Origin of the sequence: Pseudorhodobacter turbinis, from assembly GCF_005234135.1 — a bacterium.
Lineage (GTDB): Bacteria > Pseudomonadota > Alphaproteobacteria > Rhodobacterales > Rhodobacteraceae > Pseudorhodobacter > Pseudorhodobacter turbinis.
Genome location: NZ_CP039964.1, coordinates 1,430,088 through 1,453,257, shown reverse-complemented (window position 1 = coordinate 1,453,257; position 23,170 = coordinate 1,430,088). Strand labels below are relative to the sequence as shown.

At 53.8% G+C, this 23,170-nt stretch carries 17 protein-coding genes and 5 pseudogenes; 4 read left to right on the top strand and 18 right to left on the bottom strand.

Features of this window, described 5'->3' with window-relative positions; genetic code table 11:
- Positions 1 to 45: 45 nt before the first annotated feature.
- Genes EOK75_RS07010 through EOK75_RS06995 form a run of 4 tightly spaced genes read right to left on the bottom strand, consistent with a single transcriptional unit; the run spans position 46 to position 2,331 of the window.
- Positions 46 to 696: a hypothetical protein gene (locus EOK75_RS07010; protein ID WP_137193188.1), complete on the bottom strand. Its 651-nt coding sequence runs from the start codon at positions 694 to 696 to the stop codon at positions 46 to 48.
- On the bottom strand, positions 693 to 1,700 hold the full coding sequence (locus EOK75_RS07005) for a helix-turn-helix domain-containing protein (RefSeq protein ID WP_137193187.1): 1,008 nt from the start codon (positions 1,698 to 1,700) through the stop codon (positions 693 to 695). The genes EOK75_RS07010 and EOK75_RS07005 overlap by 4 nt, the downstream gene beginning before the upstream one ends.
- Entirely contained in the window at positions 1,697 to 2,092 is a 396-nt protein-coding gene (locus EOK75_RS07000; protein WP_137193186.1) for a VRR-NUC domain-containing protein, read from the bottom strand. The genes EOK75_RS07005 and EOK75_RS07000 overlap by 4 nt, the downstream gene beginning before the upstream one ends.
- Positions 2,089 to 2,331 carry a hypothetical protein gene (locus EOK75_RS06995; protein WP_137193185.1) on the bottom strand — a complete coding sequence of 81 codons (243 nt, stop codon included), beginning with the start codon at positions 2,329 to 2,331 and terminating at the stop codon, positions 2,089 to 2,091. The genes EOK75_RS07000 and EOK75_RS06995 overlap by 4 nt, the downstream gene beginning before the upstream one ends.
- 873 nt (positions 2,332 to 3,204) lie before the next feature.
- Between EOK75_RS06995 and EOK75_RS06985 the strand changes: the two genes are divergently transcribed.
- Positions 3,205 to 3,807, top strand: a complete 603-nt coding sequence (locus EOK75_RS06985; protein ID WP_137193183.1) for a hypothetical protein — start codon at positions 3,205 to 3,207, stop codon at positions 3,805 to 3,807.
- A gap of 3 nt (positions 3,808 to 3,810) precedes the next feature.
- Here EOK75_RS06985 and EOK75_RS06980 read toward each other — a convergent pair whose 3' ends face one another.
- Positions 3,811 to 5,082 (bottom strand): tyrosine-type recombinase/integrase, encoded by a 1,272-nt coding sequence (locus EOK75_RS06980; protein WP_137193182.1) that lies wholly within the window; start codon positions 5,080 to 5,082, stop codon positions 3,811 to 3,813.
- 468 nt (positions 5,083 to 5,550) lie between these two features.
- Between EOK75_RS06980 and EOK75_RS06975 the strand changes: the two genes are divergently transcribed.
- The gene (locus EOK75_RS06975) at positions 5,551 to 6,591 is read left to right on the top strand and encodes a hypothetical protein (protein ID WP_168199174.1); all 1,041 of its coding nucleotides are present in this window, start codon (positions 5,551 to 5,553) and stop codon (positions 6,589 to 6,591) included.
- 366 nt (positions 6,592 to 6,957) lie between these two features.
- Here the strand turns inward: EOK75_RS06975 and EOK75_RS06970 are convergent, their stop codons facing one another.
- Positions 6,958 to 7,590: a hypothetical protein gene (locus EOK75_RS06970; RefSeq protein WP_137193180.1), complete on the bottom strand. Its 633-nt coding sequence runs from the start codon at positions 7,588 to 7,590 to the stop codon at positions 6,958 to 6,960.
- 247 nt (positions 7,591 to 7,837) lie between these two features.
- Here EOK75_RS06970 and EOK75_RS06965 point away from each other — a divergent pair.
- Both EOK75_RS06965 and EOK75_RS06960 read left to right on the top strand, forming a co-directional pair.
- Positions 7,838 to 8,925, top strand: a protein-coding gene (locus tag EOK75_RS06965) for an IS3 family transposase (protein WP_137192138.1) whose coding sequence is annotated in 2 segments (ribosomal slippage) — positions 7,838 to 8,099 and positions 8,099 to 8,925 — 1,089 coding nt in all. Because the reading frame shifts where the segments join, the coding sequence is not laid out codon by codon here.
- 39 nt (positions 8,926 to 8,964) lie between these two features.
- A pseudogene (locus EOK75_RS06960) lies at positions 8,965 to 9,243 on the top strand (transposase); the annotation flags it as partial.
- Between the two features lie 1,001 nt (positions 9,244 to 10,244).
- Here EOK75_RS06960 and EOK75_RS06955 read toward each other — a convergent pair.
- The 12 genes and pseudogenes from EOK75_RS06955 to EOK75_RS06900 form a co-directional block, all read right to left on the bottom strand.
- Complete coding sequence (locus EOK75_RS06955; protein WP_137193179.1) at positions 10,245 to 12,128, bottom strand: tetratricopeptide repeat protein; 1,884 nt, start codon at positions 12,126 to 12,128, stop codon at positions 10,245 to 10,247.
- Positions 12,125 to 12,892: a glycosyltransferase family protein gene (locus EOK75_RS06950; protein WP_137193178.1), complete on the bottom strand. Its 768-nt coding sequence runs from the start codon at positions 12,890 to 12,892 to the stop codon at positions 12,125 to 12,127. Before EOK75_RS06950 ends, EOK75_RS06955 begins: the two co-directional genes overlap by 4 nt.
- 2 nt (positions 12,893 to 12,894) lie before the next feature.
- Positions 12,895 to 14,451, bottom strand: coding sequence for an NTP transferase domain-containing protein (locus EOK75_RS06945; RefSeq protein ID WP_137193177.1), 1,557 nt, complete (start codon positions 14,449 to 14,451; stop codon positions 12,895 to 12,897).
- Between the two features lie 14 nt (positions 14,452 to 14,465).
- Positions 14,466 to 14,843 carry an HAD family hydrolase gene (locus tag EOK75_RS06940; protein WP_137193176.1) on the bottom strand — a complete coding sequence of 126 codons (378 nt, stop codon included), beginning with the start codon at positions 14,841 to 14,843 and terminating at the stop codon, positions 14,466 to 14,468.
- Between the two features lie 342 nt (positions 14,844 to 15,185).
- Positions 15,186 to 15,740: a hypothetical protein gene (locus EOK75_RS06935; protein ID WP_137193175.1), complete on the bottom strand. Its 555-nt coding sequence runs from the start codon at positions 15,738 to 15,740 to the stop codon at positions 15,186 to 15,188.
- The gene (locus EOK75_RS06930) at positions 15,707 to 17,098 is read right to left on the bottom strand and encodes a CDP-glycerol glycerophosphotransferase family protein (protein WP_137193174.1); all 1,392 of its coding nucleotides are present in this window, start codon (positions 17,096 to 17,098) and stop codon (positions 15,707 to 15,709) included. Before EOK75_RS06930 ends, EOK75_RS06935 begins: the two co-directional genes overlap by 34 nt.
- Positions 17,095 to 18,723, bottom strand: coding sequence for a hypothetical protein (locus EOK75_RS06925; protein ID WP_137193173.1), 1,629 nt, complete (start codon positions 18,721 to 18,723; stop codon positions 17,095 to 17,097). The genes EOK75_RS06930 and EOK75_RS06925 overlap by 4 nt, the downstream gene beginning before the upstream one ends.
- Before the next feature lie 592 nt (positions 18,724 to 19,315).
- Positions 19,316 to 20,341: an IS110 family RNA-guided transposase gene (locus EOK75_RS06920; protein WP_137192924.1), complete on the bottom strand. Its 1,026-nt coding sequence runs from the start codon at positions 20,339 to 20,341 to the stop codon at positions 19,316 to 19,318.
- Positions 20,342 to 20,424: 83 nt separating this feature from the next.
- Positions 20,425 to 21,102 (bottom strand): annotated as a pseudogene (locus tag EOK75_RS06915) (IS3 family transposase); the annotation flags it as partial.
- 7 nt (positions 21,103 to 21,109) lie between these two features.
- Positions 21,110 to 22,156 (bottom strand): annotated as a pseudogene (gene istA, locus EOK75_RS06910) (IS21 family transposase); the annotation flags it as partial.
- A 136-nt stretch (positions 22,157 to 22,292) separates the two neighbouring features.
- Positions 22,293 to 22,688 (bottom strand): annotated as a pseudogene (locus EOK75_RS06905) (MgtC/SapB family protein); the annotation flags it as partial.
- Between the two features lie 166 nt (positions 22,689 to 22,854).
- Positions 22,855 to 23,058: pseudogene (locus tag EOK75_RS06900) on the bottom strand (transposase); the annotation flags it as partial.
- Positions 23,059 to 23,170: the final 112 nt, after the last annotated feature.

The following is a 23,170-nucleotide window of genomic DNA, read 5'->3' as shown; positions in this document are numbered from 1 at the left end:
TACAAATCAGGGTTGAATGGCGGGCGATGTCGAATACGGGAGCGATTACTTCCATGGGCGCAACTTCGGCATCGCCGTCGTCACCTCAACCTCCCGCAGCATTCCCCCTACAACTAGGCCGTCGCGCACCCAATCCAGCGCCTCCCACCAATCCTCATAGCCGCGCCGTGCAGATGCAATCTGCTCCGGATGCGGACGCCAAGTGACCGGACAGGCCAAAACCTTGACCGTCCGCCATTTGCCCCGCGTCAGTACCCGCTCGGTGCCAACTACAATCGTGGTCGCCCGTTCGCCATGTTGGTTGCTCTTGGTCTCCATTGGCACGCAGCGTGGCACAACACTGGGCATCCAGTCGGGTGTTATCCCTGCGCGTGCCAGTTCGGCCACGCTGATCGCCATACGGATGCCGCCGAGCCGTTCAGGCATCCCCGCGACAGTGGCGGCAACTACCTCGGCGTCTGCATGGGTGTAGCTGCCTATCTTGTGCTGACCTCCGTCCACCTTGCAGCCCAGCGCGGCGCGCTGCAGCAGAACATATTCCAACCCAAAGCCAAAACCCTCATCTGACACATCCTTGCGCACCGGAAGCTCCAGCTGCGCTTTTTCAACCCGGAACGCCCATTCCAGCACCGCTTGCACGCCCAGCGCGCGTTTTGTGCGTGCGCCGCGACTATTGATCGGCCGTTGCAGGGTCATCGCACACCCCGCATCCGGAGCCGTTCGGCTGTTACCAGCCCACGCCCCAACATGGCATCGCGGACGGTGTTGTTGATGGCGCTGACGGGCAGGTAGCGGTCAGAATTGATGATCTCGGCGTAGAACACCGGCAAGTCGACGATGGGCTTCGCGGTTGACACCGGATCGGCCTTGCGCCTCCGGCGCTTCCGACCAGCATCATCCGTCTTGCGCTGGGCGGCGCGCTGCATGGCGCGGTCGAGCGCCTTGGGGCCATCAGGCGGCTCGGGATGGTCGTTGCGGCTGTCCTTGGCCGCAGCGACGATCTCGGCCGCGGTCAGCCTCAGCTCTGTGCGCCAGCGCTGAACGTGCAACCGGGGTGACGATCCTTGCCACCAGCCGGGCAGGGCGTCTGGGTCCAGGCCCAGCGCCAAAATCAGCTCTTCGAAAAACTGATCAAATTCGAAATCGCGCGCTTGCGCGTCCTCCTCCTCCTTTACTGGTTTACTTAGTGGTTCTCTTACAAGGTTAGTGTCCGGATTTCGGACACGGCTTTGGTCATTTTCCGGACACGGCTCGGGGCAAAATCCGGACACGGGCTTAGCGTCAATTCCATGTCCGGAATCTGGACACGGCTCGACCGAAACGGAATCGATTTGGTCGATTTCGGAAGCAGTTTCGGCGTAATGACCGAAGGGCGAACACCCGTGTCCGATTTCCGGACATGGAATCACATCAGCGCGTGTAAAGCCTGGCTCGAACCCCAAGATGTAGCGGGTCGGTAGCTGTCGTTTGGTCACTGGATCGACGCGCGACACACGGCGCAGCAGGCCTCCGGCTTCCAGCTGGCCGATGTGATCGTTCAGCGTTGATCGGCTGATCTCGCAATCATGGGCCAGTCGCGCTTGTGAGGGGAAGCAACCGTAGTCCGGGTTGAACCGATCACACAGATGCCAGAGCACGATTTTGGTGGTCGGTTTCAGCCCGCGCTGTTTGATGGCCCAGTTGGTGGCGTCATGGCTCATGGCGCGGACCTTCGGACAGGGGCCGCAATGCGCGTGGTGAAGCCGTGATCAGCCAACGCGCCCAGCGCATCGTCGAGACTGCGCACCAGCGCCCAGCCAAAATCCTGCGCGAGAACCGCATCGCGAAACCCTTCTTGCTCGGGACGAAGGCGGCCCTTGGGGGCTTTCAGCTCGAGGAACAACACTCGGGCGTCGCAAATGACCATCAGATCCGCAAAGCCCGCATGAACGCCCATGCCGACCAGGATTGCCTGGCGCTTGGCACCGCGAGGTCCGGGTTCGGTCACTTCATTGGCGCAGTGATGGATGATGGCTGTTCGGGGCAGAACAACGCGCAACGCTTGCACGACCGCACGCTGCAGATCGGCCTCGGGAGTACCACGGCGGTTCATTGCCCGACCTCCCGGTTTCCCTCACGCTGGGCCTGCCGGATCGGTCGTCGCGCATCGATCACCAGCAGCAGTGCGCGCGCGTCCTTGCGTTCACCGGCAGTTTCGCCATGCGAGACCAGAACATTGCAGGCGAGCCGGATCAGATGGTCGCTGTGATGGGCGACATTGGCGATGACGGCGCGGGCTTCGGCCAACCGATCAGCGGGCCAAGGGGCGGGGAGGCGGAGGGGCAGGGTCATGACCGCCCCCGTGATTTGCGCACTGGATGCACCTGCTCCTGCGCGCGGATCCAGTCTTGAACGGCGATCCGGCGGTAAAGTGACTTTCGCCCTATGCGTGTACATGGCGGCCCCTGGCGACGCGCTTCCCATCTCGCGAGGGTGTCCGCTGTGATGCCAAGTTCGCCTGCCAACTGATCGCGGCTGATCCAGTCGGCCAGTAGGTTTAGCGGTTCATATGGTGCGTCAGTGTGGGGTTGTTTCATGGCTGCTCCATTTGCCTCATGCCCCTCGCGCGGGGGCAGGGACAGCGAAGCAGACCGCGAGGGGCGGAATACAGGCGGAAGGTGGAATTGAAATCCGCTGACCAATTCCGGCCCTTGTTTTATTGAGGATTCAGGGAAACTCCCCTGTGGTTGAGAGCGGGTCAGGACCCCTGACTTGTCCAATACCGCAAGGGTTCAAGCGCCGGTCACTGCGTGACGCTGCTCAATTCTTCTGGCAGGCCGCATTGACCGGCATCGATGGGGGGCGCGCGGGATGTGCGCGGTGCGGAATGGCCGGAATTGGCATTTCCGGTCGTGTTCCGCCGATGTTCAACGGCACTCGACAGCTTGTTGTGGAAACCCGCTGGATAGACCGACTATCACGGTTTCGTGATTGCCAACTCGCCCACAGGATGCGTATTCTCACCGTGAGCAGCAAATAAGAATCGAATAAGACGAACACAGTCAGACGCCAGCATCCCGAGGGACGCGGCTCTGGCCCTCAGGCGGTTTTCCTCGACCTAAAGCTCATAACCCAGTTCGCCCGCATGCTTGGCATCGCGGGTTTTTTTACCCGCATCCCAACGGCTTTGGCCGAAGGAAGCCGCATGTTTGAAAGGATGTTTTTATGCCTCTGCCACCGATAGCTTTCTACTCGATTTACGAACTCTCTGCGCGCTGGGGCTGTCCTCCGGCCGATGTGGCAGGCTGGGCGGCAGCTGGACATTTTCAGGTTCTTGCGGGGATCCCGCCAGTTAGCTGTGGTGACGAGACCGTTGCGGGGCTGGTCGAAGTGCCAATTGCAGAACTGATGCCGATGTTTCGTCGCTATGGCCCAAGCGATGAGCTCTGCCGCCTGAAGCGTGTCCTGCCGCCTGGAAACAAGGTCTGGCTGAAGGTGACCGATCCACCTGACGGGCTGCCCATCCGGTCGTCGGACCTGCTGCTGGCTGCCTTTTCTGTGCAGCAATTTGAGGAGGAACGTGACCTGATGCGCCGCCCTGCGTCGAATACAGGGACAACGCCGCGATATGATTGGGATGCGATGTACGCGTGGTTGACCTGGTTCCTTTTCGAGAAGGGTGTGCCCGAAACGCAAACGGCGCTGGTAGCGTTGGTACAAGACTGGTTCGTACAAAACTCAAAGTCAGGCGACGTGCCGGATGAAAGTACGATCCGCAAGCGTCTGACCGCACTCTGGCGCAAGCTGCGCGGCGAAGAACCGACCTAAGGGCTATGCTGACTTTGTCAGGTCCGCCTCATCCTGCGCTGCATCGTGCACAAGGCGCGGTCGCGGGCGCAGGATGCTGGCCACGGTGTCGACTCCAGCGCGCAGCGGAGAATCCATCAGATGGGCGTAGCGTTGTGTCGTTTGCATCTGGCTGTGACCCAAGAGCCTGCCGATCATTTCCAGCGAGGCACCGCCGCTAACCAGCAGGGATGCGAAGGTGTGGCGCAGATCATGAATACGAACATCTGGCAGATCCGCCTCTTTCTGGACGCGTGCCCAGAAGCGGCGGATTTCCCGCACCGGCTGGCCGATGGCCTCGCCGGGAAACAGCCACGGGTTGCCCTTCGGGACGACCAGTTGGCGCTGGCGGACGATGGTTACCACCTCCTGCGAAATCGGGACGCGGTGGATTTTGCGCTGCTTCGTGGTCGCGGCGGGTTTCGACCAGATGACATAGTCGAGGTTGAATTGCTCAAACCGTGCGGTGCGCACCTCGCCCACGCGTGCGCCGGTCAGCATGCACATGCGGATGATCGCCGCGCCGCGCTTATCCTCGGCGTTGTCGAGCACCGCCGCGATCCGCGTCAGTTCCTCGGGCCCCAGAAACCGCTCACGGGCCTGCTCAACGCGCCGGTGGAACCCCTGCGCCGGATTGTCGCCCCGCCATTCCCATTCGATGGCCAGCGTGAACATCTTGCGCAGAACCTCGCCCATGCGGTTGGCGCGGATCGGTGTTGGCTTGTGGCCTTGCAGCTTGCGCGCGCGGTTATTTGGCTTGGCCTTACACGGACGGGGGCGGCCCTCGGCCACGAAATCAAGGAACCGCGCGACGTCGGACTTGGTGATCTCGGTCACCAGCTTGTTGCCCCAAGCGGGTTCCAGCATTTTCCGCAGCATCGAGACCTGATCGCCCGCATTATTCTTGGCCAGCTTGGGCAAATGTTCCGCGATATAGCGGTCGATCATGTCTTTGACGCGCGGGGCTTCGCGGAAATCCTCCCGCACGGCCAGAGGGTCGCGCCCCTCGTCGATGGCGCGGCGCAGTTCCTTGGCGCGTTCGCGCGCGGCGGTCACGCTCCATTCCGGCCAGCGTCCGATGTTCATGCGCCGCTGCCGCCCGGCATGGCGGTAATCGATCGTGAAGGTTCGCGCGCCCGAGGACTGGACCCTCACGGCAAAGCCGATCACCTCGGTGTCGAAAATCTGATAGCTGACGCCCGCCCGCAGTTCAGCGTCTCGCAGATTTTTCTCGTTCAATTTCAGTCTGTTGACCATGTGTCCTGTCTCCTTGCCCGACGATACAGGCGTAGTTCCACGCCCTTATCAAGTCAGAGCATGGGGCAGGGGGCGGAATACAGGCAGAAGGTGGAACTGAAGAGGGTTGGGCAATTCCGGACAGCCAGATCAATGGGTTAGCGGCTGGAGCCCGCGCTCAGTCTGGGTGGACACTAGGATGAGCTGGATGGGTCAGAAATGGCCCGAATTCTTGCCCATCCTAGTGCCCACCAGTCCTGGTCCACGCCTAACCAATTTGCGTGATCATGAATTCAGGTCGATTTCAAATATCTTCGGTGATTGACATGGAGTGTCGGCTGTTCAACATACAACGTATTTAGCCTATGGGAGAAAGCTTTGTTTGTGTCAGTTGTGTTTCCGTTGGTCGACTTTCGTGGACTACATTCAAATGCCCTAGGAAGATTAGATAAGCCAAAATGGGGCGAGCAAGACCCTCAGGCTAAGTTTATGCGCGGATTTGGAAGCATTCACTATAGAAACAAATCTGGAAACGGGTTCATAGGGGAAAACTACTACTCAGACTGCGAAAATCTTATTAAATATCCAAGCCAGACCTTTGTATCTGCCCTGGATCAATCGGAAAGGCCAATATTAGCCTACCCAATCTATCGGCGATTTTTCTTTGATGGCCAAATGTCCGGTCGATTTGAATTTGGATTCAGACTTAATGAACCGTCAATATACGACGTCGCACAAACTTCTAAATACAAAGGGTTGGCATATAGCTACAGCGCGGAAAAGGTAATTTCTCAATTGCTCGAGAAGGACGTTTCGATAAATCTCCCCGACGGCCGAATTGAAGATTGTGTCCTTTTTCGGGCTTCGAATGCTCTGCGAGATTCATATCTCAGCAGCAGCACGAAGAGCAGTATGATCAATCAGTATGATATCGCGAGCGTAGGTGTCGACTATGTCAGCGTAGGAAGTCCATATGCCTTCCTACGATCCGGAAATGAAGCGCCGCTCTCATTTTCAAAAAGTTGCCGCCCTCTGTATTCCGGCGATTATGAGTTTCTCGGGTCGCGCAGCGGACTCCAAGGGCGCGAGATAGATGCGACCATCATTATGTCGAAGCTGTCAATGAATGAAGAATCTGCTGAAGAGCGATTTGTACGCCTTTTTTATACGCAGTTGCGAGCACTTGCATTTGGGCATTCTTTTTACACGCGCCAAATTGATAGCAAGAAATTTTCCGGCAGCAGCCCTCTCATGCTCTCTACAGCAGCCATGATTGATCGGCTGAGCAATCTAATACCGATTGAGGGAAGCGATCGTGATGCAGAACTTTGCCAAACGTTGAAGACGATAGTTGCCAATTCGGACATTGATCCATCGAGAATGGCTTCAGAAATCGAGCGCCGTCTTAAGAAAACGATGCTGTCGCGTTTTGGAAGTTGGCTCTTTCGCAACATCGATAGAAAATCAGATGTCGCTATTGAGGCCGCCGCCAGCACGTTGACAAAGCATGTGCTTACGGGCGGCCTCTGAATATATTGGGCAGCACCTAATGCTTAGCCCGTCTATGCCGGTGAGGTATTCCCTCTTAGAGAAATAGATAGTGTGTTTTGAAAAGATGTTCAAGTGATGAAGTAGTGAACGCGGATATCTGCCTAGACCGACCGGAAGGTTTGCAAGCACATGATCATGAGGTGACGCTGGACGATTGCATTTCGGATATGGTTACCACTGCTCTTGTCAACGCCTGGTCAACACGCGAATACAGTTTCGAGCACTTGGTGAGACTTCGAAACTCGGCGAAACACGACCGGACATGGCGAAGTCAGTTTGTGATATCAGTGATTTGCCGGTAAGCTATTGAAAAGGCTAGTGTTAGCCTAATCGGTGAATTACGGCTCATAACCTGAAGGTCGTAGGTTCAAATCCTACCCCCGCAACCAATACTAATTCCTCAATATATTCAACGGCTTGAGTTTTGCAGCTCAGGCCTTTTTGCGTTTTGGACCCCAAACTCAGCAAAAGCAGCGCCGCCAAAGCGCCTTCCAGGTGGATGCTCAGCTTGCCGCCCTCGGCCTGTGGTTTGAGCACAATCCGGTCAATCAATCCTCGTAATGCTTCCTTGGCTTCCAGCATCCCGTCAGGCTGCTGAAGTTGCTCAACCAGCATGCCCACATGCGCGCGGTAAGTCCCGGCCATCTTCGGGTGAATTCTGATAGGGGAGGGGGCAGGTTCGCGACTGAGCTGCGCCTCCAGTTGGATCCGCTGTGCATCCAGTGCGATCATGCGGTCTTTGACTTGCTCGGCGGGGACACCGGCAATGATCGCATCGATCAGTTTGGAATGGTCGCTTTTTGCCGTTGCCAGTGCGCGCTCCATTGCGCCCCGATTGGATGAGGCTTCGGCCTGCAGCCGGTTGCGCTCGCGGGCGTATTCCTCGCAGAAGACCGTCAGCGCTTCTTGATCCATTAGATTGTGTTGCAGCGCGTCGAGCACGCGCCGCTCCAGTTCGGACTGACCAATCGTTGCCATGTTGCTGCACACCGCTTTGCCCTTGTTGCGCGCGGTTGAGCAGCCAAATTGGCTTTGCGATACTTTGGCAAAGCCGCCGCCGCAGCATCCACGGTAATCGCCCCCTTTTTAACGGGGTGCATCTGTAGAACTTACGCGGCCATTTTCAGTTTCATAGCGGGTGTGATGCCGCCGATGGTAATCCCCCCCGAAAGTAAGGGGCTGCGGAAGTAGAATTTTCTCGGCAAGATGAACGAGGAGATTTTGAATGAAAATGACCAGATATAGCGAACCCCAGATCCTTGCGATCCTGCGCCAAGCCGAAGGTGGTGTGCCGGTGGCCGAGCTTTGCCGTGAACATGGCATGAGCAATGCGTCGTTTTACAAATGGCGTGCGAAGTATGGTGGCATGGATGCATCCATGGTCAGCCAGATGAAAGCCATGGAGGAAGAGAACCGCAGGCTGAAGCGGATGTATGCAGATCTGAGCATGCAGGCGGACTTATTGAAGGAAGCCCTCGGAAAAAAGTAACGGGGCCATCTCAGCGCCGCGAGATGGCCGAAACGGCGGTAGAGCGACGGGGCGTCAGCATCGCGCTGGCGTGCCGGGCCTTCGAGGTCAGCGAGACCTGCTATCGTTACAGCCCGAAGCTGAAAGACGAGAACGAGGTGATCGCCGATCTGCTGACAGGGCTGACGGATGCGCGCAAGACTTGGGGATTTGGCCTGTGTTTCCTGCATTTGCGCAACGTGAAGGGGCATCCGTGGAACCACAAGCGGGTCTACCGGATCTACTGTGAGCTGGAACTGAACCTGCGCATCAAGCCGCGCAAGCGGCTGAAACGGGAGAAGCCTGACGTTCTGGCGGTCCCGAACAGACCGAATGTGACCTGGTCCATGGACTTCATGGCGGATCGCCTCGGCGACGGCAGGGCTTTTCGGCTTTTGAATGTGTTGGACGACTTCAACCGCGAAGGGCTGGGGATCGAGGTTGATTTCTCGCTCCCTGCCGAACGGGTCATCCGCAGCCTTGATCGCATTATCGAATGGCGCGGAAAACCGGGCACGATCAGGGTCGACAATGGGCCGGAATATATCAGCGAAACACTGAGAAAATGGGCTGAGAAACATAGTGTTACGATCCAGCACATCCAACCCGGACAGCCCCAGCAGAACGCCTATGTCGAGCGCTACAACCGGACGGTTCGGCATGAATGGCTGGATCAATACATCATCGAAAGCATCGAGGAGGCTCAGGATCAGGCCACACAATGGCTCTGGACATATAACAACGACCGCCCGAACATGGGCATCGGCGGCATCACACCCGCTATGAAACTGAAAATGGCCGCGTAAGTTCTACAGATGCACCCCGTTAAAAAGGGGGCGATTACCACACCATCACGCAACCAGTCGGGCGAACGCGATGTCTCAGGCGGCATCACCAAGGCAGGTGATGTCAACCTGCGTCGCGCGCTATGTCAGGCTGCGACCGTGATGTTGCACCGCGGGCGTTCGACCTGGCTGAGAACATGGGCAGCGCAAGTCTCCCGCCGCAGAGGTGGTAAGCGCGCCATGGTCGCGTTAGCCCGGCGCATCGGGGTGATCCTGCACCGGATGTGGGTTGATGACACAGACTTTCGATCAGACACTGCCGTGCCCCATGCGGTCTAAAAAATTGCTTTTCCTGCCGTCACGCGCCTGACTGCAGGCCTTCGAGGTCCCCTAGGGACGTGGTTCCGATGATGCCGTGCTCCGGACTGTTGCCGACCAACATCGAGCACGCCTATGAGATGGGCACATCGGAATTGCATTTGAACCAGCATCATGTTGGCAGCCATCGCGCTGACCACGGACCGAAGCATGCACCCGGGGTGATCTCAAAAGAAGGCTGTGGCGAAAGCAGAACGGCTCAGAAAACAACTGTCATCAAATCCGCAACTATGCGGCCGGATGCGTATGTCAAAAAGCACTTGACTGAGACGTCCCCGTTACCGAAGTCCTGACCCTAAGCGCGTTCAGCGCGCTAACCCTCTGGGCCACCTTAGCGTGTTCATCACGCTTACCTTCAAAGCCACACCATAATTCGGAATTAGGGTGTCCCCGCAACGGATGCTTGGTAACCTAAATGAAACCGTTTCACTCAGCTAAAGGTCACCAAAGATAGCCTGACTAACTCAGCCCGAGGCTCTCACGATCATATGGCCAAAAACACTTGGTCAATAACGGTGGTCAATGATGGTCAATGCCACGCCCTAAGTCATTGATTTATAATGAAAATAGGTAAATGGCGGAGAGACAGTCCTTAGAAGGATTCAAGTAGGCTTTTGAAATATATAATAATATTTATAGTAATTATAAATTATACCACATAAAGTACCACGTTAAAAAATAATCTCTGCATTTTTTGAGGTCACGTCTACCGCTGTCAATATCCGTAGCCGCGCGCCCCGATGTTTCGACATTGTGACTGTCAAGATGTACACTCTACAGGATTGGGCAGCCAGCAAATTTCAGAATCTGAAAGATGTTGTCGAAGTCGGACGGGCACCGGGTTAGATCAATAGCATCACCGCGCAGTGCTTCAACCGCCACATCTGATTTGAACTGGTCTGAAAAGTTCCGTTACTTTGTCATTCTTGTATTCGTTCGTTTGGGTTGCCCCCCGATTTTAACTAGTTAATTAACCAATCCAGACCTCGTTGCACAAATCGGCTATTTGGATGTGCCGCGAGCCCCCGCTTTGCGAGGGTTTTTGCATCCGACACCCGGTTGAGGCTTACCAAGAGCTTTGTCAGCTCCACGACCTCGTCCTCATGGGTTGCTCCGGTCGCCAAATATGCGTCTATGGTTTTCTCGGCCGCCGCCTTTATGCCACGTTTGAACTGCAATATTGCCAGTGGGCCAAGAAATTTGGTTTTGCGGCCACCCACTTCGAGAGTGGTGCCGGCAAATTTTAGCGTGATTGCTTGTGCATCGAGGTACATACCGACTTTGCACAGGCAATGCGCCTCTATGTAGGCGGCTGCATGGTGATCGGGATCAAGTATTTGCGCTTGCCTCAGGAACCACAGGCTTTGATCGTATTTCCCCAACCTATACAACATCTTCCCTGTTCGATAAGCCGAAGCAGCCCGGCCCGGGTTCAGGGAAAATGACGCCATATAGGCCGTAAAGGCCTCCTCATAATTGTTCAGATCCTCCTGAGCATACCCCAAGGTATCAAAAAGCACCCACTTGCTTGGCCTGTTTTGTCGTTTGTATTCATCGGGCAGTTCAATCGCGCGCGTTGCAAATTTTACGGCATCGTCTGGTAGGCCCTGCTTTCTTGCGACTTTCGCAAGATGCGTTAAAATCGCTGTGGAATTCGGTTCCTGAGCCAAGGCTTTCTTGGCGTGTTCCCGGGCCTGTTCAAGGTCCTCTTTTGCGAATGAGAGGATGGAGTTTGCAAAGTCGGCGGGCGCACCGGTTTCCGTTTCGTATTCCAAGACTAAGTTAGCAAGCTCGCCCGCATCTTTGTTTTTTGCCGTTGCCGCCACGACATAGGCAGCCAGCGTACGACCCAAAGCCAGCGTTATCCGGTCTTTCTGCGCACCAGAAATAGATTTTATGTCACTCAGCAACGCGTCCTTTGCTTCTAGATAGGAAAAGCGTTTTTGGCCGTGGGAGAGCAACAGACAGGTGTTTTTCTCGCTTGCTTTTTCTGTCCTGAACGGAGCAATTTCAAAATTTCCTGAACGTTTAACGGACGTACAAAGAAGTCCCTCCGCACAATAATACTTGTGATGTCTTGACCCCTGATCGTATTCTTTCCACAGATCAGGAATGTTGCGAAATGTATCGCAAGCAATGTCCATTTGCGGGGATCCCCCGTAAAAGTACTGATCAGACATCTGAAAATTTGCGTCAATATTTCGGATGCGGAAATGAATTTTTTCTAGATCGTTTAGGTGTGATTCTGGAATTGGGTTTCCAATAGATAAGTCGGGTCTAAGCCGAATTACCAAATCGTAAGTAAAGCCCCCTTTTAACTCAGCAGCTTTCTTAAGTTCATTGCACTTCCAGATTTTATAGAAAAGTTGCCGAGACCACTGCGACTTTATTTCCGCATTCAATAGTTTTTCCGGCACGGAGAATCCGAAAAAATCATCAAAATCTTCAGGTGCAGGTGAGTCTTCTATCACTGCCGCAACAGGATTATACAGTGTTTCCAACCTGTTGCAGTCTACTTTCCCTGACTCGGAAATACTGGCTGAATATGCAGGAAACATAGCGTCAAACTGAGGGCGTTTATGTTGGATTTTTCCTGGTATGTATTCTGGAAATGGTACGGGCAGCGTTCGCCGGTGTTCGTTGATCGAGCTGCCAATGTCGCTCCATGTATGGATGAATACATCCGCGTCCAGTGGCTCGATGAGGTTTTTCAAAACAGATGGGGCCGCCTTTTCATAGCCGCGCATCTGGCCGGCAATGCAAAGCGCTACCCGCAACTTGCCTTTCTTTTCGGGCGCGGCTTTACCGCCCAAAGTTCCTGTGACCTTCTCCAATGTCCGCTTCATGGTCTTTCAGCCTCCCAGCCGTTTTGTGCGACAAATTGTGCGTATTCATCCGGTGTTCCGCTGAATTGAACGCTTTGCGGGTCAATTACCCTATAAAATACTTGTTTGCCGTTCTTGATCATCCGGTCGTAAAACGGTGCAATATAGCGCTCGTTTCCTTGCAAATCTGATGCTGGAACATCACGAATTGCTGCGAATTCCTGTTGGAAAAGTCCGGCGGACCTAAAGTGGTAAAGCCCCGTCGAGCACAGGTTCGAGATGCGGCGCTTTTCGGTAACCTCAACGGCGCGTCCAAATTGCTCGTCGGGGTGTTGGGGGCGCACAAATGACCAATGCTCACCCGGCCCCTCAAACACATCGAGATATCCCGCGACATCAGGTGCGTCAGGCAATACGGGATGCTGGAAGCTGGAATAGATTGTATCAATATTAAAGATTGTTAACGGCTCGGCTTCCGCCACGCCGATATCCGCGAGGCCGCTGGCGACAGTTGTTGCTTGCCCATCTGTGGGGGCGTCCAGCTCGGCAATGATGATGTGGTCATCGGGCAAGCCCTGACGCCGACATTTCTCGCGAATGAATGTGGGGTCAACTACCCCTTTCAGCGAGATGAACAGAAACGGCTCCGTCTTAAAATAGGCAGAGAAACCCGCAATTGAATGTTCAAACAATGTCATGCCGCCAGCATCAAGCATATATTTTGGCTTTTTGTAGCCCGCTTTGGTAAACCTGCTGCTGAGCCCGGCCATTGGAAACACAAACATCGTTATTCCTCCATCTGTAAGAAGAGCCGTGCGGCATTGGCCAAAAACGCAACCTGCCGGTCGGGGTGATCGGCGTGGAGCGGGAGCATGGACAAAAACAGCTGCACCATTATTGCATGATTAACTTTTCGGCTTTCACTGTTCGCGAGAAACCCCGCTTCATGAAACGCCTCTTCAATTTGCTGCCACGTAGACGTATTCAGGTCGCCGCTGTTCAAGGTGAAGTGATGGCCGTTCTGGCCGGCCGTAACGTGGCCAGAAATAATGGCATCGTATCGCCCCAATGCAGAGTGAGACAGCTTGGCAACATCGTAACGCGGGTCGCCGAAGGCTGTAATTTCGCCGCTCGGTGCGATCCCTCGCGGATCGATAACTTTGACCAGTCGGCTTCGGAAATCGAAAAATATGTTGGAAAAACAGAAATCGCCGTGCATGAGTGTAGGGCTAGGGGCCGATGACGCCAGAATAATTGTGCCGGTCTCACGGCTCATCTGAACTGGCGACGGCGCGGTAAGGCCGTTGACAGTAATGGCCTTGGTCGTGTCAAAGCCCGTTTCGTCGGAGAACCGCTTTAGCCGGGCATCTGTTTTGGGTTGATAATAGCCTTCCAGATCGATGGGCATTTGAGCTGGACCCGCGACTTGGGCGGTTTCATCCAAGAACTCTTTGCAGGCTGCAAAAATACTGCTCCAGGTGTTTTTGTTAAGCCGTCCGAAGGTTGAAAGATTTGCCAGCGTGGAAAGATAGGTGTTCTGCGTGCGGTAGCCGGTCGTTTTTCCGTCAGTTTCTATTCGGCCAAGAAACGTGGGGGCGTATACGCGCATTTCAGCAGGCAGAGCTTCGAACCAGCTTGCTTCCGCTTCCATTTTTCGAATGTCATCGCTGCTTTTTTCGACGCTTTGCCGCGTTATCTTCAATGAGTTGAAGGATCTCTGTGTCGTAATAAAACCGCATGAGGTGTAGTAGGTTTGCGCATGTCCGAAATCAAACCAGCTCCCTTGGGTCAGCATCTGAAGGGGCGAGGATTGATCATAGATTTTAAGGGCTTCTATGATGTCGCCGTAACAGTTTAACAGCGCGTCGGATAATATTCTTGTGGATGAAAATGAATAGAGCCCTGAAACGACGAGCCCAGGCTCGTTCTGAGCGTCGGCACCGCTGATCATTGCGGCAGGTGTCCACTTATACTCATCAACGGCAACATGTGCGCTATAGAAGTCGGGTGGTAACGCGGCTTGATCCGAGAACAATGTGTCACCGTACAAGACAATCAATGGGCCGTCGAGCGTCGGGATACTCGATATGCCATCAAGGAGGGCCTCAGCGATGGTGCGTGACCGATCACTGGGCAAAACCTGCACGCCCAATTCAGCCAACGCCACGACATCCTTCTGCGGTAGCTCAAAATCGTCAGGCACTGTCAGAAAAACCTGATCGCAATGGGATTGCAGCATTGCGATTTGATGCCAGTACAGTCGCCTATTTCCGAGCGGCAAAAACGATGGGGGAATTTTTCCGAATTCTGCAATGAGACCGGTCTGAACATACGTCCCGGACATGATTATTCCAGTTGTCATTGCGGAGATGTCTCCCCGATCAATTCATAGATTTCCTTTAGCGAAAGTTTTGCAAACTCGTCGGGTCTGATTGATTTATCATCCACATAAAAACCGCCATCCTCGCACCAAGGCTTTCCAACGAATATTTCGTCGTATGGCACCTGGTTCTTATCCAGCCAGCGGATAATCAGCGGCAAGGTGTCGGTGTTGATCTTCCCTAGATTTCCAGAGTGGGTACGCATATTGCGTGCTGTATGGATGGCAATCGTAAACCCTTGCTGTTGATATTCTTTGAGCTTGGCGACCACAGCCGTGTTACACGAGGCATTTTCGTATGTTTCGCCTGGTTTCGGAGCCGTTATCGTTTGATCCAAGTCAATAACAATCTTCATAATAAGATACTCAATTGTGAGGATGGGTTTAACACGCTAAAGGCCGCGCTATGTTTGAAGCGAAAGTATTATATATGTGAATCCAAGGATATACCTATAGTGGAAAATTTGTTCAACTGCTTCCCGTTTTGAGCGATCTTGAACACACCCCACCGACCTTGTTGCACATGTCCTCGAATGGCCGAGCTTCCCTTTTGCCCTGATTGAGCGCGCGCGTCCAGCGTGTTGGGTGCGGGGTTTGCTTGTGGTACATAATGACGAGGGTAACCTTCGGATTGTCTCGTCCTCATTGGCAATGGCCTCGATCTTGGCACTCCACACCCATGGAACCACATGGCGTATTCAGAGGGACAGCTCTCGTGCTACGCTACAGCATTCATCATCTATGGTCGGGAAGGTGGGCATCACGCGAGCCGCAGCCGATGCAAAGGCAGCCTTAGGCAACTGAAAATATGTCGGCAAATCCTTGGCAAGACGCGAGAAGTCATCCTGCTTCAAACACCACTCGAAAAACGAGATGAGATGCGACGCGCGGTGTTTTACCGTCGAGGTAGATAGGTTGTCATCTTCATCCTTGCGCACCCGCCGTTTTAGATCATCGCGAACCCGTGCGGCGTCCTCAATTATAAAATCCTCAAACCGCTTTCCCTCACAGATTGCCTCGCAATACCGGATCGCCGAGAGATGGCTGTCGATTGTTTTCTCGTCAAATCGCCCCGCATAAGTTTGCCACTTGTAGAGGGTCCGATCATTGGAAAAATAGAGCTTTGGCGTAAACACACCGGCTTCAATCCCAATACCACCTGAAATTTGATCTTTCTCTTCGTATGGAATGGCCTTTGCGATTGCGCCGCTGCGACGCGCTATTCTACCGGCTTGCCAATGATTTCCCAACATGCCTCGCGAAAGGCTGCGCCTATCGGACGGTTTAGATCACCGAAGGCATATTGGCGCACTTCTTCTCGCGTTTCGGCAACCGGGTCTTCGCTTAAGGCCAGCCTCAAAAGCTTGCCGACATTGCCAACATCTTGTTCACAAAGATATCCTCCGGCAACAGATGGATACTTCTTCAGTTCCTCGTTCGAGAAACCTTGTGGATTCGTAACTATGTAGGGTTTACCTGCATAAAGATAGTCAATGATCGTTGAAGATATGTCCGAAATTAGTACATCCGCTTTAGCATAGAGTTCAAAGGGACTCTCATCATGTTCAGCCCATCTAATTTGGATTTTGGAGTTCTTTGCCAATTCCGAGAAACGCTGACGAACTGTTTCCCAGTTAGAATCTTTATAGGATACAGGATGCGGTTTAAATATAACTTCATCAACACCATCACACTCAGAAGCCGCTCTTAGTATGTCGATGGCCTGGGTAAAGGATGAAAAGTTGGTGTCCTCAAAGTTACCCGCCCATGTCGTCATGTAAACCACTGTCGTTGCATCTTTTTTCGTAGTTTCAAAGGGTTTTAGTTGCGGGCGCCCGACAACCACGAATAGATCATCTGATACTTGAACTCCATTTCGAGCATACCGGTCGATGGCCATCTTTCCAGCCACAAAAAGTCGGCTATACGCCTTGGCAACTGGGTTGAAGCTTGGCGGTTTGTCACTATCACCATGCAACAATTGTATGTGCTCGAGGGAAGGGTTTCTCCGGATCACATCAATGTTAGTCATTGAGTTATTTGCATAAAACACGGCGCGGCACGACAAAGGAAGCACTCTCTGATTAATTGATAGACCGGCGAAAGAAATACGATGGTATGCCTCAGAAGGAGGAATGTTCGCCAGGTGCTTCTGTTCCGCCACAACAACTACAAACTTGTGTCCGAGCGAAGTGAGTGGCTCAAGCCACATTGTCACGTGGTAAGGGTCCAGCATATGCGGGCCAGAAAAAAAGAATGCGAACCTAGCCGTTGCTGTTTCCGGAGCAGAAAGTGCTTCCAGCAATCGCAAACTCTTAGTTTTGCGGGCATAGCTCACGTCCTGAAGCGCAATACTAATGCGAATTAACAGATATACTAGTAATGTGGCGATAAGTGACCAAAACCCCTGATCCAAAGATGCCGCGACGATCACTAAACAGGCTGTTCCTCCGCCCACCGCAAGAACGAGAATCTTAGAAATCGGAAGCAAAGTATGGTCGGTGCCTTGGACGTCAGATACCCGAGTCGCCCGTACCCCCCGCTTGTGAATGGCGACACAAGCGAGTTCGACCAATAGTATGAAGATTAGCGCAGAAAATATATCAGTCATGATTGCAGACCCTCAGGATGCTTGGCCTTCAGCACGCCATCTATCACCGACTCAAGCGAGTTATATCGGCGGCGTCTAAATGCGGTTGGGGCAAGGATATAAGCGCCCTTACTGGCCGCATTCAAACTTTTAGTAACTTCCTCATTGCTGCCCCAAAGAGGTCCAATCCCATCGGTCATGCCTTGAGATCCAATCATGAGCACTGGTTTCTCTGATTGAGCAAAGTTCCACAGATCATCGGCCCCCGTGGCAATTAATATGTCGCTCTCTGTGTGCGCTAAAGTATCCGCGTTTTCTAAAATAGTGACTCGTTGTGAAGCCTCGGCCGCGTTTTCTAAGACTTGCTGAAAGGCTCGAACGCTAACGTCCTTATCTGCGCCACGAATTGAGACTGACAAGTGTCGGGATTGGTCGGATGCGATCCAGGAAAGCAATGCGCGGATCACTTTTACACCCTCATAGGTATCTTGCATCGCCAAGAAATTTGGTTTCAACGACAACGAAAGGCTGGAAAATGGTTCGATGTTTCTTTTTGCTTTGGGGAGTGTCGCCGTGTTGCGATCAACAACAACCACGCGCGATGCAACCTCGGGTTCTGATGTTCGACACCACAAGTCAGCTGTCGCGATGTTTGGAGCAATGATTGCATCATAGACTGCCATATTGTGTGTCAGTCGTTTCAGTTTGGAGACCGGCCCTCTTTTGGTGAGCAAGATATGCGCCATTGTATTGAACCGAATGAAATGCGTATTTTTAGCGGCGTCATTTATGTATATTGCTGCCTTTAGTGAAGGCTGTGCGAATGCGTCCAGCGTATCGATGGTCGACGCGCGCCATAAGTAGTCGGGTTTAGCCGCCTTGCATGCTGCCACCGAGTGCGGCTCTCGACTTAGTAGCGCGGCCGGAATGCCTGCATCCGTAAATTCTTTCACTGTAGGCTTCAACTGAACGTGACGCGCGGACTTCGAGGACGAGTAATAGATCACGCATTTGGGTGGATTGCCTACGACTGAGGTAGCAATGCCTTTTGCAGCGGTGCTTGCAGCGTGTTCCGCCACAGTTTTGAGATTGAAGCACATTGCGGCAGCCGCAAGAAACGAGAGCACAGGTGCCAGAACGGCTGGCGGGAGCCACCAAAAAGAGTCCTGTCCCTGCGCCAAAAACGTCCAAAACACCACAAGGGATAAAAGCGCTGTCCCCGCCCTTGTGCCAAAACACATTCTCTTTAAGCCTGCTAACAAGCTAGTAGCCTCAAAATTCGGGTTATGACTCCCGACAAAGTTTGTCCCTTTTGCCACCATGTCAATTGCTCTAACGACACCGAGTTGCACGCCGACCGAGAGAGCGAAAGTAACTCCAGCTATCAGCGCATATCGTATCGATCCATGAAGGCCCGCGACGGCCACCCACCCCAATAAGATGAAGACCGGGAATACCACTTCCGGATAACGCCCCAATTTAATGCCCGAAAAACGACGAGCTACGCTTACAGGAATAAGCGAGGGCAAATGCAACAAAAGAACTAAGATTAAGAGCCCGACTACGTCGAACCCAATTCCAAGAAACTGAGCCAAGGTCAAAAGACCTGCGATTAGGACAGACACACCATACAACACTAAATTCATCCCAGTATCTCGCGGCAATTTTACTAGTTGTCGTCCTTAACCCACCCCTATGGGAAATGCGATGGCAAACAGAACGACCATTGGTCTTTTTCTTATTCCCCACGGCGCTGATGATGTAACCGCCCCCTGACGGCATCTGTGTGCCAAGGTGGGTCACTTAGGATCCACAAAGGGGAGCGGTCATGTCGGAGATTATCACGGTCGGGCTCGATTTGGTCTTGTCACGGTTACGTTCCGGCCTCTCAACTCATTTATGCGGCCTTTCGTTCGAATGCCAAGGGGCTTTTCCCGCCGAGCGATGAGTGACGTCGGCGTGGATTATAGAAGCCATGTGTGGATGCCCCTTTCAATGCAAGAAGTTTTTCAGATTGCTTGGAACAAGTGATCAGTGCAGTCGTGTGTCCGGCCTTTGAATGCGGCTTTCACACGCCGCTGGCCTGTATGGTGTCCGTGGATCGGGTCCAAATCGTTGATGCGAGCACAAGGCTCCTGGCTTCTATCTGGTTTTCCCAACCCCGTCTTATGACCGTTGTTCCTTACTCTCCTTCGCCCTTCTCACATTGCCGGTTTACTCCAACGCATGGTGCAAAGCTTATGTAGCCAGCGGTGGAATTCGATAGTTCTCTTTTGTGGTTGTTAACGCCCAAACGGTACGGGCAAGCTTGTTTGCCAGGGCAGTCGCCACCAGCATACGAGGCTTGCGCGCCAGCATCTTGGCAAGCCATGATCCAGGTGGTGGACCTTTCCGGATGGCCCAACGGATGACGGCCATTGCGCCTGTGATCAGCAATCGCCTTATATCGCGCTGCCCCATTTTTGAGGTTCTACCCAGGATTTGTCGCCCACCGGTCGACTTCTGCCTTGGTACAAGCCCGCACCAAGCTGCAAACTCACGCCCATTAGAAAATTCTTCCATTGGTGGCGCGAAGGCCTGAATGGTCGTAGCACACATAGGCCCAACTCCGGGGATCGTCATAAGCCGTGATGTTGCTTCATCTGTTTTTGCTCGGCCTTTGATCTCGTGATCCAGCACCACAATCCTTTCGTCAAAAAGAGCGATCTGATCAATGTATGCTTGGCAAAGGCTTAGAATTTGCGCGGGCAGGTCAACCGCGACTTCATCAAAGCTGGCTATTATTCGTCTAAACTGAACCATCCCTTGAGCGACGACGACACCGTATTCTGCTAAATGACCCCGCAAAGCGTTTACCAACTGGGAGCGTTGGCGGACAAATAAATCGCGTGTTCGAAAGACCATGCCCTGCGACTGTTGTTCTGCGCTTTTGACCGAGACGTAGCGCATCGTCGGGCGCGATGCCGCCTCAGCGATCGCTTCTGCGTCATTTGCGTCGTTCTTTTGACGCTTCACAAACGGCTTAACGTAAACAGGTGGAATAAGGCGCGCCTCGTGGCCAAGCTTGCCAATCTCACGCCCCCAATAATGGGATGTAGCGCAAGCCTCCATCGCAACAACGCACTTTGGAAGCTCACTCAGGAACGCGGTAAGCTGAGGGCGCGACAATTTCTTGCGGAACACGACAGAACCATCAGCGGCAGCCCCGTGCAGCTGGAAGCTCCGTTTTGCTAAATCAATTCCTACTATGCTAACATTCTCCATGGATGCTCTTCCTTTGTATGACAGTTTAAGCTGCTATCATTCTGGCACATTGCGATGCCGCCGGGTGGGGCATCCACCCCATCATTGATATACTGGAATATCGCGCCTTCTGCCTGACGGCGTGTGTCCCAACGATTGCGCCAGATCAGCTCTGCCTTGATGGATTTGAAGAATGTCTCCACCATCGAATTGTCGTAACAATTGCCTTTGCCGCTCATCGAGACCTTGAAGTCGTGCTTTGACAGGCGGCGCTGATACTCGTTGGAACAGTATTGCGACCCGCGATCCGTATGGTGAATACAGCCTTCGGGCGGTTGCCGTAGCGCCACAGCCATGTCCAACGCCCGGATTGCCAGGTCCCGCTTCATGCGGTTGCTGACTGCCCAACCGATGACGCGGCGAGAGTAGAGGTCGAGGATGACAGCCAGATATAGCCAGCCTTCGCTGGTCCAGATGTAGCTTATATCACCGGCCCATTTCTGGTTCGGACCATCCGCAGTGAAGTCCTGATCCAACAGATTCGGCGCGATGTTGAACGTGTGGTCGCTATCTGTTGTGGCCTTGTATTTCTGGGTCCTGATGACCTTGATGCCGTTCTCGCGCATCAAACGACCCACACGCCCGTGACCGACCTTCAGCCCCAGCTCCTGCAGTTCTTCAGTCATCCGCGGTCGCCCGTAGCTTTGCAGGCTAAGCCGATGCTGCTCACGGATGTGGGCGAGAAGGACCATATCATCTCGCTGCCGTTGGCTCATTGGGCGTACCCCCACAACCGATCTCAACCACATCTACAAATGCACGGATCGTCACGTCCCGTAAGCCATAAGTACTCGGCACAGAGTAATCATTGGTTCTATAGCGCACCAGAGATTGAGAACTCACCCGGCCCGTTGCCTTATGGCAGGCTTGGTAAGGCGTTGCGGGAAGGGGCGACATTGCGGCCAGATCCCGTTCCAGACGTTCCCCAATTGTCTCTCGGTGGCCATGTAAGATTGCCGACTGGCGCGCGCGACATTGCTCTTCAAGCCAGGCGTTAAAACCTTCCAGATCCGGGAACTCCGGTAGCGGCACCATCAGGTTGCGTCTCGACCACCCCACCAGACCTTCGACGTTCCCTTTATCATTCCCCTTGCCCGGGCGGCCGTAACGGTCATCGAAGAGATAATGAGATAGCATCTCGGTGAACATCTGTGTGCGCCGACGCCGTCCGCCGGCTTCGATCTTCGCAACAAGGCAGCTGTCATTGTCATATACCACCGAGAGCGGTACGCGCCCGAAGAAATCAAAGGCGTGAACGTGGCCGTCCATCCAAGCCTCTGTTGTCGCCGCATGATAAGCACGCACATAGCATGCATCGCTGTAGGGAAGATCAAAGGCAAAGAAGTGGATCTTCTGTTCTACGCCACCGAGAATGACAACGGCCTCACCGAAATCGGCCTGCCCGTGACCCGGCGGATGTGCGAGTGGTATAAACATCTCCCGCGACTTTTGACGATGCCCCCGAACATAGTCCTTCACGGTCGTATAACCGCCAGTGAACCCTTCTTCGTCCCGGAGCCGTTCGAAGATCCGCTTCACCGTGTGACGTTGCTTCTTCGGGCCGCTCTGATCATCCTGTAGCCATTGGTCTATTGTATCGGTAAATGCTTCGAGCGTCGGCCGCCGAACCTTCTGGCTCCGGCGATAACCAGGTGGAACCGAATACGCACACATCTTATCGACCGTTCCACGCGCCAATCCAAAATCCCGGGCAATTGAACGCTTGCTACGTCCCTCATCAAAATGCGCACGGCGCACGGCTAAATAAACTTCCACGGTGAAAATCCTCCGGCCCTCCCTGCTAAATCAGTGAGAGCAAAAGTGGACGACTTTTAAGCCGCCCGCACCAACACAATGCCGGCGCTACCGTGGCCTAATTTGCAACCGCCCTATACAGGACATGTAGCTTTAATCAGGCTTCCAGATCGTTTTGATCGTCGGGATGATGTTTGGGCGAGGGAACGAGCAGCGGAACCACGGCCAGGATCATCAGCACGATAAATGTCGATAGGACGGCAGTGGATTCCAACCCCAGACCTGCGACAACGCCAATGCCTGCGGTCGCCCAGATGCCCGCTGCGGTTGTCAGGCCCTGCACCTTTTGTTGCGCTGTGCGAACAATAATCGCACCAGCACCCAAAAAGCCGATCCCCTGAACGATCCCTTGCAAGACGCGGGACATATCGGAAAGGGGCATCCCGGCTTGTAATGGTCCAATGACAAAAAGAGCAGCGCCGACAGCGACGAGCATATGCGTTCTGACACCTGCACTTCTTGCCTTGAATTCGCGTTCATACGCTAAAGTCCCGCCGAGCGCCGCGTCAAGCTACGCATGGCTGAGCGCAGCGCTGTCGAATCCATACGTTGGTGACTGGTATCGACGGAAAGGCACGCACAAGGCGATCTGTCATACGGCGAAACAGAACTCCGTTGAACCCTTCGGCTATGAAAAGACGCCGATAATTCCGTAGGGTCTACTCACAGAAATAACAATCCGCCTCCACGCGCACATCAAGCGCGTGATGCCAAGCCCTGTTGAAGGTCAAAGCTTCAACCGTGGCCGCGTCGCTCAGATCATGCAGTTGCTGCAAGAGAAGCACGCCAACGACGATGTGCAAATCTCTCGAGGGGCGTCCCAAGCGATCATCAAAATGCAGCAACAATTCATCAATCGGAAGAGCATCGAGAAGGTGCTCTCAAAACACCCCGTCCAAATTCCCGCATAGCGCAGCGACGATATAGTCCATTTCGTAAGGGCTGGAATTGCAACTCCTTGGCTCAGCCGTTAAT